The sequence below is a fragment of the Achromobacter mucicolens genome, assembly GCF_902859725.1.
Lineage (GTDB): Bacteria > Pseudomonadota > Gammaproteobacteria > Burkholderiales > Burkholderiaceae_B > Achromobacter > Achromobacter mucicolens.
In genome coordinates, this window is the sequence record NZ_CADIJP010000016.1 from 128433 (window position 1) to 142730 (window position 14298).

The 14298-nt window shown below is 62.4% G+C and carries 14 protein-coding genes and 1 other RNA gene; 9 read left to right on the top strand and 6 right to left on the bottom strand.

Annotated features, from left to right (window positions below):
• The first annotated feature begins 155 nt into the window (after positions 1 to 155).
• Positions 156 to 785, top strand: a complete 630-nt coding sequence (locus HV786_RS20110) for an FMN-dependent NADH-azoreductase (RefSeq protein ID WP_128829944.1) — start codon at positions 156 to 158, stop codon at positions 783 to 785.
• Positions 786 to 855: 70 nt separating this feature from the next.
• Here the strand turns inward: HV786_RS20110 and HV786_RS20115 are convergent, their stop codons facing one another.
• The 4 genes from HV786_RS20115 to HV786_RS20130 all read right to left on the bottom strand — a co-directional run bounded on the left by HV786_RS20115 (position 856) and on the right by HV786_RS20130 (position 5590).
• On the bottom strand, positions 856 to 1761 hold the full coding sequence (locus tag HV786_RS20115; protein WP_062840955.1) for an NAD(P)-dependent oxidoreductase: 906 nt from the start codon (positions 1759 to 1761) through the stop codon (positions 856 to 858).
• A 57-nt stretch (positions 1762 to 1818) separates the two neighbouring features.
• Positions 1819 to 3423, bottom strand: a complete 1605-nt coding sequence (locus tag HV786_RS20120) for a gamma-glutamyltransferase family protein (RefSeq protein WP_128829945.1) — start codon at positions 3421 to 3423, stop codon at positions 1819 to 1821.
• A gap of 183 nt (positions 3424 to 3606) precedes the next feature.
• Complete coding sequence (locus HV786_RS20125) at positions 3607 to 5112, bottom strand: tripartite tricarboxylate transporter permease (RefSeq protein WP_128829946.1); 1506 nt, start codon at positions 5110 to 5112, stop codon at positions 3607 to 3609.
• A 13-nt stretch (positions 5113 to 5125) separates the two neighbouring features.
• Positions 5126 to 5590, bottom strand: coding sequence for a tripartite tricarboxylate transporter TctB family protein (locus HV786_RS20130; protein WP_128829947.1), 465 nt, complete (start codon positions 5588 to 5590; stop codon positions 5126 to 5128).
• Positions 5591 to 6070: 480 nt separating this feature from the next.
• Between HV786_RS20130 and HV786_RS20135 the strand changes: the two genes are divergently transcribed.
• From HV786_RS20135 to HV786_RS20150, 4 genes are all read left to right on the top strand, one after another.
• Entirely contained in the window at positions 6071 to 6517 is a 447-nt protein-coding gene (locus tag HV786_RS20135; protein WP_056327919.1) for a hypothetical protein, read from the top strand.
• Positions 6517 to 6828 carry a cell division protein ZapA gene (locus HV786_RS20140; protein ID WP_056327920.1) on the top strand — a complete coding sequence of 104 codons (312 nt, stop codon included), beginning with the start codon at positions 6517 to 6519 and terminating at the stop codon, positions 6826 to 6828. Before HV786_RS20135 ends, HV786_RS20140 begins: the two co-directional genes overlap by 1 nt.
• Before the next feature lie 31 nt (positions 6829 to 6859).
• Positions 6860 to 7045: non-coding RNA, 6S RNA (gene ssrS / locus HV786_RS20145), on the top strand.
• Between the two features lie 84 nt (positions 7046 to 7129).
• A complete protein-coding gene (locus HV786_RS20150) occupies positions 7130 to 7894 on the top strand; it encodes an SIMPL domain-containing protein (RefSeq protein WP_062840951.1) in 765 nt (254 codons plus the stop codon).
• On the opposite strand, the gene lgt is transcribed toward HV786_RS20150, so the two are convergent.
• Positions 7869 to 8657: a prolipoprotein diacylglyceryl transferase gene (gene lgt / locus HV786_RS20155; RefSeq protein WP_056327922.1), complete on the bottom strand. Its 789-nt coding sequence runs from the start codon at positions 8655 to 8657 to the stop codon at positions 7869 to 7871. The genes HV786_RS20150 and lgt overlap by 26 nt on opposite strands.
• A 130-nt stretch (positions 8658 to 8787) precedes the next feature.
• Between lgt and ilvD the strand changes: the two genes are divergently transcribed.
• From ilvD to msrA, 3 genes are all read left to right on the top strand, one after another.
• Positions 8788 to 10473 carry a dihydroxy-acid dehydratase gene (gene ilvD / locus HV786_RS20160; RefSeq protein ID WP_175211646.1) on the top strand — a complete coding sequence of 562 codons (1686 nt, stop codon included), beginning with the start codon at positions 8788 to 8790 and terminating at the stop codon, positions 10471 to 10473.
• Positions 10457 to 10792, top strand: a complete 336-nt coding sequence (locus HV786_RS20165) for a c-type cytochrome (protein WP_175211648.1) — start codon at positions 10457 to 10459, stop codon at positions 10790 to 10792. Before ilvD ends, HV786_RS20165 begins: the two co-directional genes overlap by 17 nt.
• Before the next feature lie 75 nt (positions 10793 to 10867).
• The gene (gene msrA / locus HV786_RS20170; RefSeq protein WP_128829949.1) at positions 10868 to 11422 is read left to right on the top strand and encodes a peptide-methionine (S)-S-oxide reductase MsrA; all 555 of its coding nucleotides are present in this window, start codon (positions 10868 to 10870) and stop codon (positions 11420 to 11422) included.
• 215 nt (positions 11423 to 11637) lie between these two features.
• Here msrA and hppD read toward each other — a convergent pair whose 3' ends face one another.
• Positions 11638 to 12750, bottom strand: coding sequence for a 4-hydroxyphenylpyruvate dioxygenase (hppD, locus tag HV786_RS20175; RefSeq protein ID WP_062840947.1), 1113 nt, complete (start codon positions 12748 to 12750; stop codon positions 11638 to 11640).
• 156 nt (positions 12751 to 12906) lie between these two features.
• Here hppD and HV786_RS20180 point away from each other — a divergent pair, with 156 nt between their 5' ends.
• On the top strand, positions 12907 to 13383 hold the full coding sequence (locus HV786_RS20180; protein ID WP_128830109.1) for an Lrp/AsnC family transcriptional regulator: 477 nt from the start codon (positions 12907 to 12909) through the stop codon (positions 13381 to 13383).
• The last annotated feature ends 915 nt before the right edge of the window (positions 13384 to 14298 follow it).

The following is a 14298-nucleotide window of genomic DNA, read 5'->3' on the forward strand; positions in this document are numbered from 1 at the left end:
GTATTTATGTATTCAATCGGTCCATCTACAGTGACGCCATGCACAACGGATCTGCCAACGCCGCCCAAGCGGCAAGGCCCCGCCCGATCATCCTGACGGGTGCGGCGCTGACAGATCCAGACCCCCGCCCGGGGGAACCCACTGGAGATACTGCAATGAAGACCTTGGTCATCCTTTCCTCGATTCTCGGCGAACGTTCCAACAGCAAGCAATTGGCCGATCACCTGATTGCCCGCGTCAAGGCTGCCAACCCGGCCTCGGCCATCAAGGTCCGCGACATCGGCGCGCAACCCATTCCTTACTTCGATGGCAACACCGCCGGCGCCCTGTTCACGCCCGCCGAGTCCCGCACCGTCGAGCAGCAGCGGCTGGTTGAGCTGAGCGACTCGCTCATCGCCGAACTGATGGACGCCGATCGCATCGTGTTCGCCGTGCCCGTGTACAACTTCAACTTGCCGGCGCAATTCAAGTCCTATCTGGACCACCTGGCGCGCGCCGGGGTCACGTTCCGTTATACGCCGGAAGGCGTGCCCGAGGGGCTCGTCAAGGGTAAGCAGGTGGTCGTGCTGACCGCGCGTGGCGGCAAGGCCGAAGGCACGCCCTCGGACACGATGACGCCATACCTGCGCCAGATGCTCGCCTTCCTGGGCATGACCGACGTGACCTTCATTGCCGCCGAAGGCATGGCGATGGGCGAAGTGGCCGCGCTGGAAGGGCTGGCCCTGGCCAAGCAACGCATCGATGCGCTGCTGCCGGCCGCCGGCCAAGCCTCGCTTGCCGCCTGACCGCGCACACCAAGCATGAAAAAAGGCGAGCCGCGAGGCTCGCCTTTGTCATGGGCGCCAGACCAAGTGTTCAGTCGCGCAACCGCTTGATGAGGCTGGACGTGTCCCAGCGTCCGCCGCCCAGCTTCTGGACGTCGCCGTAGAACTGGTCCACCAGCGCGGTCAAGGGCAGGCGCGCGCCGTTGTTGCGCGCCTCGGCCAGCACCAGTCCAAGGTCCTTGCGCATCCAGTCCACGGCAAAGCCGAAGTCGAACTTGTCGTCGACCATGGTCCCGCCGCGGTTCTCCATCTGCCAGCTCTGCGCCGCGCCCTTGCTGATCACGTCCAGCACCTGCTTCATGTCCAGGTCTGCCGCCTGGCCGAACGCGATCGCCTCCGACAGGCCCTGCACGATGCCGGCGATGCAGATCTGGTTGACCATCTTGGCAAGTTGGCCGGCGCCCGGGGGGCCCACCAGCGTGACCGCGCGGCCAAAGCACTGGGCTACCGGCTTGACCGCGTCGAACACCGCCTGTTCGCCGCCGCACATGACCGTCAGCACGCCGTTGACGGCGCCCGCCTGGCCGCCCGACACGGGGGCGTCGATGAAGTTCAGGCCCAGTTCCTTGGCGTGCGCATGGAGCTCACGCGCCACGTCGGCGGAAGCGGTCGTATGGTCGACGAACACGGCGCCGGGCGCCATGCCCGCAAATGCGCCGTCCGGGCCCAGCACGACGCTGCGCAGGTCGTCATCGTTGCCCACGCAGGCAAAGACGATCTGTGCGCCGGCAACGGCTTCGCGCGGCGTGGCGGCGCTGTGGCCGCCAAACTCGGCAACCCAGGCCTGCGCCTTGGCGGGCGTGCGGTTGTAGACGGTGACGTCGTGTCCGGCGCGGGCCAGGTGACCGGCCATGGGCAAGCCCATCACGCCCAATCCGAGGAAAGCGACTTTCTGGGCTACGGCTGCGTCGTAGCTCTTGGTACCGATCGTTGCCATGCAGTGGACTCCGCTGAATAAGGGTAGGTCTGTTTCAGGACACTAACCTTAACGCAATCAAAAGCCGGCGGCGAGTCCATCTCGGCGGCTGTCGCTGGCGCTGACGTAGCCATCCACGGCCGGATCGCCTAGCCGCCAGATGAACTGGCCCGATCCAAAGTCCATGTAGGGATCTTCCATGCCCTGCAGCACATGGCCGCGCTCGCGCAGCCCCTGGACAACAGCGGGCGAGACCGTCGCCTCCAGATCCACCTCAAGGCCGCGGTTCCACTTCCAACGCGGCGCGTCGCAGGCGGCTTGCGGCTGCTGGCCGTAGTCCAGCATGCGTACCAGCGCCTGCATCTGGCCCTGCGGCTGCATGTTGCCGCCCATGACGCCAAAGCTCATGACCGGAGCGCCGTCTCGCATCAGGAAACCCGGAATGATCGTGTGGAACGGCCGCTTCCCGCCCGCCACCACATTCGCATGATCGGGATCGGTACTGAAGCCGTAGCCGCGGTTCTGCAGGCTGACGCCGGTGCCTGGCGCCACGACGCCAGACCCAAAACCCATGTAGTTCGACTGGATGAAGCTGACCATCATTCCGTTGCGGTCGGCGGCGGTCAGGTAGACCGTGCCGCCTTGCGGCGCGTGGCCGGTGGCGAAGGTTTGCGCCGATCGCGGATCGATCAGGCGCGCGCGTTCGGCCAGGTAGTCCGCGCGCAGCATCTGCTCGGGCGCGACCTGCATGTGGCGTGCATCGGCCACGTGCGCATAGACGTCGGCAAAGGCAAGCTTCATCGCCTCGATCAGCAGGTGCTGCGTCTCGGGATGATCGATCGGCCGCGCGGCCAGGTCGAAATTCTGCAGGATGCCCAGCGCGATCAGCGCGGCGATGCCTTGGCCGTTGGGCGGAATCTGGTGCAGCGTATGACCGCGGTACGACTGGCTGATCGGGGTGACCCACTCGGGCGCGAATTCGCGCAGATCCTTCAGCGTCAGGGCCGCGTCGTGCGCTTGCGCGTGCGCCACCAGCTTGTGGGCGGTCTCGCCTTCGTAGAAGTCGCGACCGCTGGTCGCGGCGATGCGCTTGAGCGTGGCTGCCGCGCCTTGCAGCACGAAGTGTTCGCCAATGTGCGGCGCGCGCCCGCGCGGCAGGAAATGATCGGCAAAGCCCGGCTGCGGCTGCAGCACGTCGGCTTGCGCGGCCCACTTCTGGTGCACCATCGGCGTGATCGCGAAACCCCGTTCGGCGTATTCAATGGCGGGCGCCAGGATATCGGCGAAAGACAGGCGGCCCAGCTTCTCATGCAAGGCGCCCCAGCCGGCCACGCAGCCCGGCACGGTCACGCTGTCCCAGCCGCGCGCGGGGATCGCGCCTTGATGCTTGCGCCGGAAGTAGTCCACGTTCCAGGCCGCCGGCGCCGGTCCGGATGCGTTCAGGCCATGCAGCTTCGCCCCATCCCAGACGATCGCAAAGCAGTCCGAGCCCAGCCCGTTGCTGACCGGCTCGGTCAATGCAAGGGTAGAGGCCGCGGCGATGGCCGCGTCCACCGCATTGCCGCCTTGCGCCAGGATCCGCAACCCCGCCTGAGCGGCCAAGGGGTGGGACGTGGCGACGACATTGCGGGCGAAGACAGGCGTGCGGGTGGTCGTGTAGGGATTCTTCCAGTCGAAATTCATGTCCGAATCATCGCGTGGGGTAAACCCGTAGCTTAACGTAGATAAATCAATTCCTGTACGATTGGTTGCTTGGCGTAAGTATTCGTATCCTTCAGTGCGGCGAGCGCCCAAAGAAAAACCCCCGGGGCAGGCCCGGGGGTTTTTGAAGGCTGGCGCGCCGCATTAAGGGCGGCAAGCGGAGCCTTAGTCTTCTTCGACGAAGGTTTCTTCGCGCTTCTTGCGGATGGCCGGCAGGGCCACCAGGATCACCAGGAACACGGCGACGGCCAGCAGGGTAGCGGACAGCGGACGCGTCACGAAGGTGGAGAAGTCGCCGCGCGACAGCAGCAGGGCACGGCGGAAGTTTTCTTCCATCATGGGGCCCAGCACCAGGCCCAGCAGCAGCGGGGCGCCTTCGCACTTCAGCTTCGACCACACATACCCGATGACGCCGAACATGGCTGTGGTGAAGATGTCGAACGGGTTGTAGTTAAGCGAGTACACACCGATCGTGCAGAACACCAGAATCGCCGGGAACAGGATGCGGTAGGGCACCTTCAGCAGCTTGACCCACAGGCCGATCAGCGGCAGGTTCAGCACCACCAGCATCAGGTTGCCGATCCACATCGAGGCGATCAGGCCCCAGAACAGCTCCGGGTGGCTCGACATGACTTGCGGGCCGGGCTGGATGTTGTGGATGGTCATGGCGCCCACCATCAGCGCCATCACGGCGTTGCCGGGGATACCAAGCGTCAGCAGCGGGATGAACGAAGTCTGGGCTGCGGCGTTGTTCGCCGATTCCGGGCCCGCCAGGCCGGCCGGGTGGCCCTTGCCGAAGCGTTCCGGATTCTTCGAGATCTTCTTTTCCAGCGTGTACGACGCGAACGACGACAGCACCGCGCCACCGCCCGGCAGGATGCCCAGAGCCGAACCCAGCGCCGTGCCGCGCAGCACGGCCGGGGCGGCTTCCTTGAATTCCTGCTTGTTCGGATACAGCGTGCCGATCTTGTCGGTGATGTCGACGCGGTTTTCCTTCTGCTCGAGGTTGGTCATGATTTCGGCAAAGCCGAACACGCCCATGGCCACGATGGCGAAGTCGATGCCGTCCTGCAGTTCCGGCACGCCGAAGTCGAAGCGGGCAACGCCCGAGTTGACGTCGGTGCCGACCATGCCGAGCAGCAGGCCCAGGATGATCATCGCGATGGCCTTGGGCAGCGAACCCGAAGCCAGCACCACGGCGCCGACCAGGCCCAGGCACATCAGCGAGAAGTACTCGGCGGGGCCGAACTTGAATGCGACTTCAGCCAGCGGGGGCGCAAAGGCAGCCAGCAGCAGCGTGGCAACGCAACCGGCAAAGAACGAACCCAGCGCGGCGATTGCCAGCGCAGCGCCCGCCCGGCCGTTGCGGGCCATCTGGTGACCGTCCAGCACGGTCACCACCGCGGACGTTTCCCCTGGCAACGCCACGAGAATTGCCGTCGTGGAGCCGCCATACTGGGCGCCGTAGTAAATACCCGCCAGCATGATCAGGCCGGCCACCGGGGGCAGCACGTACGTGATCGGCAGCAGCATGGCGATGGTCGGGACGGGGCCGATGCCCGGAAGCACGCCGATCAGCGTACCCAGGATGCAGCCCAGCAGTGCGTACAGCAGGTTCTCGGGCGTGAACGCCACCGAGAAACCCATCATGAGGTTGTCAAACAATTCCATGGCCGATTGCTCCTTAGTTCATGCCCAGAAACGACGGCCACAGCGGGAAAATCAGCCCCAGCCCCTTGATGAATGCCAGGTAGGTGAACAGCACCAGGAAGATGCCGTTGGCAACGGCGACCTTCAGGTTGAATTCATGGCTGGCAAGGCTGCTGACGACCACCAGCACGAACACCGAGATGTAGACGCCCAGAAGTTTGAGGATCACGCCATACAGAATGACCGAGCCCACCACCAGGAAGACGATGCGCCAGTCGAACTTGTCGACATGCGTTTCATGGGCTTTCTTGGACAGCGAGCCAAGCAGCACGATGGCGCCGAGCAGTGCGAGAACAATGCCCAGCCAGAAAGGAAAGTATCCGGGTCCCATTCGGGCAGCAGTACCCATTTGGTAGCTGCTGGCCTGCCAGGCGAATCCCAGCCCAAGGGCGATGAACATCACCCCCGACCAGAAGTCCTGTCGATTGCGTAGCTGCATGATTGGTTGGCTCCTGTTTACAGCATGTAGATAAAAGAGGTTTGTAGCCGGATGGGACACCCGCCGAAAGGCGAGTGACAGGCACAAAAAAGGCACTTCGGGGTGCCATTAATTATTCTGAAAGCGACGACGTGGTTTCTTGAAAGGCCGAATGGTAATGGACGCCTGCCACGCTGCAAACCCTGTAAGGTCGGTGAAAGCCTGGGGTTTTCCCTAGAATTGGGGAACTCCCGATCCCCGTTTGTAACGCGGTCGAAAGTTTGAGGGCTTTTTGAAAGCTAAGTGAAAGTTTATAGAAAGAATCGCGAAAGCCGGATCGGCCGGATGCGGCAATTTCGGGGGATGGGACTTTTCAGGGCAGGCAAGAGCCGGTAACCTTCGCGCGCCAAAACCCAACCGTATTTCCTACTGAATATTGCCGGGTTTCTCACCTTGCGTGAAGAGGCCCGGTCCATCCCAGGATGGTTTACGATAGCGCCCATGCTGCAAGATCTAGACCAACTCGCCGCCCGAATCGGGCAACTGGTGCAACGCACCCGCCAACTCCACGCCGAGCGTGACGCGTTGCGTCTACGCGTGAACGAATTCGAAGCCGAGCAGCGCGTGCTCAAGCAGCGCGCCGCTGACCGCGAAGCCGAAGTCGTCACGCTGCAAAGCAAGCTTCAAGATAACGACGGCGCCGTCTCGGCCATGCTCGAAGAAGCCAAGCGGGCGGAAGCCGCGCTGCGCGAACAACTCGCGCGCGAGACCGCCGAGCGCCACGCGCTCGAGTCGCGGTTCGCGGCACGCGAAAGCGAACTGCAGGGTAGCCTGCAATCGCGCGACACAGAACTACAGCGCTTGCGCGTGGCCGCCGCTTCGGCCCGCGAGCGCATCGACGCCGTCCTGGCCCGCTTGCCGGGTGCGCCGTCCGGAGAGCAACACTAATGGAACGTGTAGACGTATCGATCCTCGGCCGCGAGTACTCGCTTGCTTGCTCCGCCGAAGAAAAGCCCACGCTGCTGGCCGCCGTGCGCCATGTCGATCAGCTCATGCTGCGCATCCAGGGCACGGGCAAGGTTTCCAGCAATGAACGCATCGCCGTGATGGCTGCATTGCAGGTCGCTGGCGAGCTGCTTGCAATGAAAGCGCCCGATGGTCCGCTGGGCGGTTTGGCGGTCGGCGACTTCAAGCGTAGAATTGAGGACATGAACGCAGTACTCGATGACGCCTTGTCGGGTCAGGAAAAACTGCTCTAACGTTCATAAGCAGCATTCAAGATTTTTCAGTTTGTCCCTGCCGTGTTCGTGACTAGGCCATACATTCTCTGAACCTATGTCTTTTTGGCATATTGGTTGCGGGAGTGCAGAGCTGGAGTGATTGTCTCTTGCAGACGAACCCGATGCTCTTCGGAACGCGACCACCTTGAACCTCAGGGTTCGAGATGCCGGCCTTGACGGCACAGGCGGGGCATCTATCCCAGCGGGCCTGCCATTAGCGCAGGTCCGCGTCGGGTGCCTCTCGGCAAATCCCCTTCGTCCTCCCTCCTAGGACCAGTCCATGTTCAAACACCCCGTTTTTTCGCTCACCAAGCTTGGTGCGGCGTGCGCAGCCGTGGCCGCCATCGCTGTGGCTCAACCCGTTTTCGCGCAGACGCAGGCGCCTGCTGCAACGGCCGCCGCCGAGCCCGCCGCAAACCGTTCGCCCGAACTGACCTTGCAAGCCATGGCGTCTTCCGAGGTCAAGCAGGACACGGTCCGCATTGCGCTGTCCGCCGAAGTTGAAGCGCCGGACCAGCCGGCCGCCGGCCAGAAGCTGACCGCCGCGCTCGAAGACGCCGTCAAGCGTGCGCGCGACACGAAGGACGTGGAAGTGCGCACCAGCAGCTTCAATGTCTGGCCCAACATGAACAACAAGGGAAAGATCGCTTCGTGGCGCGGCCAGGGCGAGATCGTGCTGGAGTCCAAGGACTTCGCGGCTGCCGCCGCGCTGGCTTCCAAGCTGTCCGACAAGACTGCCATTTCCAACATCAGCTTCTCGCTGTCGCCGGCCGCCCGTGAAGCCGAAGAGCGCAAGCTGCTGAAAGAAGCCGCGCAGGCCTTCAAGGATCGCGCACTGGCCGCGGCCAATGCCTTCGGCTTTTCCGGCTACCGCCTGTCCAAGATTGAACTCGGCGGTTCCGGCGGCCCCGTGCCGGTTCAACGCATGGTCGGCGCGGCAATGGCCAAGGGCGGTTCGTTCAGCAGCGCCGACGTCAGCGTTCCCCTTGAAGCAGGGAACGTGACGGTCAGCGTCGCGGTCAACGGGACGATCGTTTTGCAGTAAGACTGAACATGATGGCGCCCAGGGCGACCATCGGCAGGGACAGCCACTGTCCCATGCTCAATCCACCCGCGAGCAGACCCAGGAAGTTGTCCGGCTCGCGCGTGAATTCCACCAGGAAGCGGAACGTTCCATAGCCCATCAGGAACAATCCGCTGACCTGACCCAGCGGCCGCGGCTTGCTCGAAAACCACCACAGCAGCGCAAACAGCACGATGCCTTCCAGGCCCAGCTCATAGAGCTGCGACGGATGGCGCGGCAGTCCGTCGCCGCTGTCGGGGAACACCATGGCCCACGGCACGTCGGTGGGACGGCCCCACAGTTCGCCATTGATGAAATTGCCCAGCCGGCCAAAGCCCAATCCCAGCGGAATCAGCGGCGCAATGAAATCGCTGATCGCAAAGAACGGCAGGCCCTTCTTGCGCGCGAACAGCAGCATCACCAGGATCACGCCGATCAGGCCGCCGTGGAAAGACATGCCGCCTTGCCACAGATACAGCACTTCAAGCGGATGCGACAGGTAATAGCCCGGCTTGTAGAACAGCACGTATCCCAGCCTGCCCCCCAGCACCACGCCCAGCACGCTATAGAAGATCAGGTCTTCCAGGTCCCGCACGTTCAGGGACGTGGTGTGCCCGCTCTTGATGCGGTGGCGGCCCAGCAAATACACGAGCGCGAAGCCCGCCAGGTACATCAGCCCATACCAATGAATGGCTAGCGGCCCGATCTGCAGGGCGATGGGGTCGATTTTTGGATATTCCAGCATGTTCTGCCCGACACAATAAAGTTGAATGATAATAACCGGCGAGCACTGAAGATTCGCATGCCAAGCGAGCCAGCTTCCCCGGGTGCGTTCGCCATGTCCGCGCCCCGACGGCCGACAGGAGACACTGACCATGCCGCACAACGAACGTTCCCGCCACATCACGCAAGGCGTCGCGCGCGCGCCCAATCGCGCCATGTACTACGCGCTGGGCTACAAAGAGGCCGATTTCGAAAACCCCATGATCGGCGTGGCTAACGGCCATTCGACGATCACGCCCTGTAATAGCGGCTTGCAGCGGTTGGCCGACGCCGCCATCGACGCAATCCGCGCCTCGCGCGCCAATCCCCAGGTGTTCGGCACGCCCACCATCTCCGATGGCATGTCCATGGGCACCGAGGGCATGAAGTACTCGCTGGTGTCGCGCGAGGTCATCGCCGATTGCATCGAAACGGCCGCGCAGGGCCAATGGATGGACGGCGTCGTCGTCATCGGCGGATGCGACAAGAACATGCCTGGTGGCATGATCGCCCTGGCGCGCACCAACGTGCCCGGCATCTATGTCTACGGCGGAACCATCAAGCCAGGCCGCTACAAGGGCAACGACCTCACCATTGTGTCCGTGTTCGAGGCCGTCGGCGAATACACCATGGGCCGCATGCCCGAAGAGGACTTCAAGCAGATCGAGAAATGTGCCATCCCGGGTTCGGGCTCTTGCGGCGGCATGTACACCGCCAATACGATGAGCTCGGCATTCGAAGCCATGGGCATGAGCCTGCCGTATTCCAGCACGATGGCCAACGAAGACGAGGAAAAGGTCACGTCGGCCGCCGAGTCCGCGCGTGTGCTCGTCGATGCGGTCAAGCGCAACCTGCGCCCGCGCGACATCATCACCCGTGAATCCATCGAGAACGCCGTTTCCGTCATCATGGCCACGGGCGGCTCCACCAATGCGGTGCTGCATTTCCTGGCCATCGCGCACGCGGCCGAAGTGCCGTGGACCATCGACGATTTTGAACGCATCCGCCGGCGCGTGCCGGTGCTGTGTGACCTGAAGCCGTCCGGCAAGTACGTGGCCACCGACCTGCATCGCGCCGGCGGCATTCCGCAAGTCATGAAGCTCCTGCTCAATGCAGGGCTGCTGCATGGCGAATGCATCACCATCACCGGCAAGACCATCGCGGAAACGCTCGCGGACGTGCCTGATGCGCCCCGAGCGGACCAGGATGTCATCATGCCCATCGACCGCGCGCTCTATCCGCAGGGCCACCTGGCCATCCTGAAGGGAAATCTGTCGCCCGAAGGGTGCGTCGCCAAGATCACCGGCCTGAAGAACCCCGTCATCACGGGCCCCGCGCGCGTGTTCGACTCGGAAGACGATGCCATGACGGCCATCATGGCCCAGCAGATCCGCGACGGCGACGTCGTCGTGATCCGCTACGAAGGCCCGAAGGGCGGCCCGGGCATGCGCGAAATGCTCGCGCCCACCTCGGCGCTCGTGGGGCAAGGGCTGGGCGAAACCGTCGGGCTCATCACCGACGGACGGTTTTCCGGCGGTACCTGGGGCATGGTCGTGGGACACGTCGCGCCAGAAGCGTATGTGGGCGGTCCCATCGCGCTGATCCAGGAAGGCGATTCGGTTACCATCGATGCCCACAAGCTGCTGCTGCAGCTCAACATCAGCGACGAAGAAATGGCGGTTCGTCGCCAGGCCTGGGTCCAGCCCAAGCCGCGTTATACACGCGGTGTGCTTGCCAAGTTCGGCAAGCTCGCCAGCACCGCCAGCCGTGGGGCAGTAACCGATGCTTTTGAAGATTAGTCTGTTGTTGGCCGCAGCCGGCGTCCTGAACGCTGGCGCGGCGCATGCGCAAACCACTGGCCTGGACCTGGCCAAGAGCAAGGCCTGCATGGCCTGTCATCAGGTGGAAGCCAAGCGGGTCGGGCCGCCCTTGATGAGCGTGGCGCAGCGATACGCGGGGCAGGGCGACGCCATGGTCGATTACCTGGCGGGTAAGATCCGTAGCGGTGGTCGCGGCGCCTGGGGCGCGGTGCCCATGCCCGCCCAGACCCACGTATCGCCCGAAGACGCCCGCGCCTTGTCCGAATGGATCTTGTCGCTGGCGCCGTCAAAGCAGTAGTCTTATTTTCATGCCCCGGTATCGAGCCGGGGGCGCGGGCCGCACGCAGCGGCCGCCTAATGCAAAGGAATCGTCATGGCAGAACAACCATCACCGGGCAATGAAGTCGCCGTTCTTGGCGGCGGTTGCTTCTGGTGCGTCGAAGCAGTCTTTGCCGACCTGCGCGGAGTCAAAAGCGTGTTGCCGGGCTACAGCGGCGGACACGTCGACAATCCCAGCTACGAGCAGGTCTGCGGCAAGGACACCGGCCACATCGAAGTCGCCCGCATCGAGTTCGATCCCGCCGAACTCTCGTACTGCGATCTGCTGCGCGTCTTTTTCGCCACCCACGATCCCACCACCCCGGGGCGCCAGGGCAATGACATTGGCCCGCAGTACGAATCGGCCATCTTCTGGCAGAACGAAACGCAGCGCGAGCAGGCCGAGGCCGTCATCGCCGAGGTCGAGGCGCAAAAAGTCTACGATGCGCCCATCGTCACCAAGCTGCTGGCGCCGGCGCATTTCTGGCAGGCCGAGGACTATCACAGCAATTATTTCGCCCTGCATCCCGAGCAAGGTTATTGCCAGTTCGTGATCGCACCCAAGGTCGCCAAGTTCCGCAAGCAATTCCAGGATCGCCTGAAGCGCTGAGCGGCGGCAATCACTTCGCCTGACCGAAGGCCCCGTGCGGCGGACAGCGTTGCGCCGACCGCTGCGGGGCCTTTTTTCATGCGGGGTCTTTCCCCGCGCGGTGCTTTTCCCGATGCGGCGCGTGCCAGCGCGACGAGCGCTCAAAGAAAAACCCCGCCACTCAGCGGGGTTTGAACAGGCTATGTCGACGCACGCCAGGCGCCTGTCTTCAAGCGTTATTCCACGGTCTTCAAAACACCGCGGCGCATCTGGTCCAGCTCGATCGATTCGAACAGGGCCTTGAAGTTGCCCTCGCCAAAGCCGTCATTGCCCTTGCGCTGAATGATCTCGAAGAAGATCGGGCCGATCTGGTTTTCGGTGAAGATCTGCAGCAGCAGTCCGCCACCCGGCGCGCCGTCCAGCAAGATGCGGTTCTTCTGCAGGCGCGCCACGTCCTCGCCGTGGTTCGGCAGGCGCCGATCCAGCAGCTCGTAGTAGGTCTCGGGCGTGTCTAGGAACACGACGCCGGTCTTGCGCAGCGCTTCCACCGTGGCATAAATGTCATCGGTCGCCATGGCGATGTGCTGAATGCCCTCGCCGCGGTACAGATCCAGATACTCCTGAATCTGGCCCTTCTCGTCGGTGCCTTCCTCGTTGATGGGAATGCGGATATTGCCGCAAGGCGAGGTCATCGCCTTGGACTTCACACCCGTCACCTTGCCCTCAATGTCGAAGTACCGCACCTCCCGGAAGTTGAACAGGCGCTCGTAGAACTCCGACCACTCGGCCATGCGGCCCTTGTGCACGTTGTGCGTCAGGTGGTCCACCAACGTGAGACCCGCGCCGCGCCAGTTGACGTCGGTCTGCGCGTTGGCCGGATCCAGGGGAATGAAGTCCACGTCATAGATGCTGATGTCGCCAATGCCGCCGTGGCCTTCCTTGCCGGCCCAGCGGTCCACCAGATAGATCAGCGAATCGCCGATGCCCTTGATCGCAGGAATGTTCAGTTCCATCGGGCCGCTATGGGAATCGAAACCCCAGGCGCCCAGTTCCAGCGCGCGCTTGTAGGCGGCATTGGCGTCCTGCACGCGAAAGCCAATCGCACAGATCGAAGGGCCATGCAGACGGGCAAAGCGCTGGGCAAAGGAATCGGGCTCGGCGTTGATCAGGAAGTTCACGCCGCCTTGACGGTACAGCGTCACGTCCTTGTGGCGATGCTTGGCAATGGCCTTGAAGCCCAGCAGCTCAAACACCTTGCGCAGCGCGGCGGGGTCCGGCGCGGCATATTCAATGAACTCGAACCCGGCGGTGCCCATCGGGTTGTCCCAGGGTTGGAAAGCGCTGCTCATAAGTCTGCTCCCTTGCATGTTTTAAGTGGACGACTTGTTCTTCAAGTCTAGACGCAGATTGTAGGTAGTAAGGGTGGGCAGACAATTGCAAACATGGCGCAAAAGCATGTGGATTGGGCAATAATATTGCCCAATATTGTCTTCAAAGGGTTGAAAATGTCTGCAATTGAGCTCGATAGGACAGATCTAAGGATTCTTGCCGAGCTGCAGCGGGACGGGCGCCTCAGCAACCAGGAACTGGCGGACCGCGTCTCCCTGTCTCCCAGCCCCTGTTTGCGCCGGGTGCGGCGCCTGGAAGAGCAGGGCTTCATCAAGAAATATGTGGCGCTCATCGATGCGGCCAAAGTCGGATTGGGGCTGCTCGCTTATGTGAACATCCGCCTGAACAAGCACAGCGGCTCCAGTCACGCGCCCATGAGCGACTTCGCGAGGGACGTCCAGCTCTGGCCGGAGGTCGTCGAGTGCTACGCCATGTCGGGGGATATGGACTACCTGCTACGCATCCAGGTCGCCGACCTGGCGCATTTCTCCCGTTTCGCCATGGACACGCTCATGCGTCATCCGGCAGTCGTGGACATGCGCTCGTTCTTCGCCCTGCAGCAGATCAAGGAAACGACCGAGCTTCGTATATAGATAGCGCGCCGCGGCGCTCTGCCGGTGCTGGCCGTTGAAGCGGCGGGATGTCGCATACCAGTGGGTCGGCACCGCTCGCTCCGGTCTTGGCCAGCCTAGACGGGCTATGGGTTGTGGTCGCACCGGCTCGCAACCGCGTATATATATAGAGGGGCCTGGGGTCGCCTCCCTATATATAGGAGAGTGAAGGAGGGTCGCCCCGCAGGCTGTTCGCGGTGCGTCCCCTAAAAGAATCATATTTCTGCAAAATGGGTGTCATGCTGGCCACACACGCAGAATTTCTGTGCTATAGTCTCGCTCCTTCGCTGCTCACGCAGTTTCGATCAGCGAAGCCAAGCAAGTGCAACAGGTCAGTCTAAGGGCAGGCCTGCCGCAAAAGCAGCTGAAAGCAGCGCCAAGCGGTTATTGCAAAGATCGACGCAAATCAGGCAGAAGCCAGTTGCAAGATCTGCAAAAATTGTGCTATAGTCTTGGGCTTGGCTGGTGATGACGAATCAGGGTTTACCCCGAAACTGAATTTCAGCCACCTGTGCGGTAACCGGCCTTCGGATTTCCGAAGCCGCTTGCAAGGCAAGCGGGGTTGCAAGATAGGATGCAAATCAGGCAAAAGCCGGTTGCACAATCTGCAAAAGCTGTGTTATAGTAGAGGGCTTGGCGGTTGCCGAAAAATTAGGGTTTACCCTGACGTTTCGATAGTCGCTAAGTGCTGAGAAATCAGCGCCGCGATTTGAAGTTTTAGCAGTACCGCTCTTTAACAACTAAACAACCGATAAGTGTGGGCGCTTGATGCGAGTGCAGCGATTAGGTTTCGGCCTTATCGCAAGCACAAGAAATCAAGTGCTCACTAGAAGTGAAGTACCTTAGACGTCAAGTTTAAGAACATACCTCACTTCCTTTGAGTAGCGACGTATGACC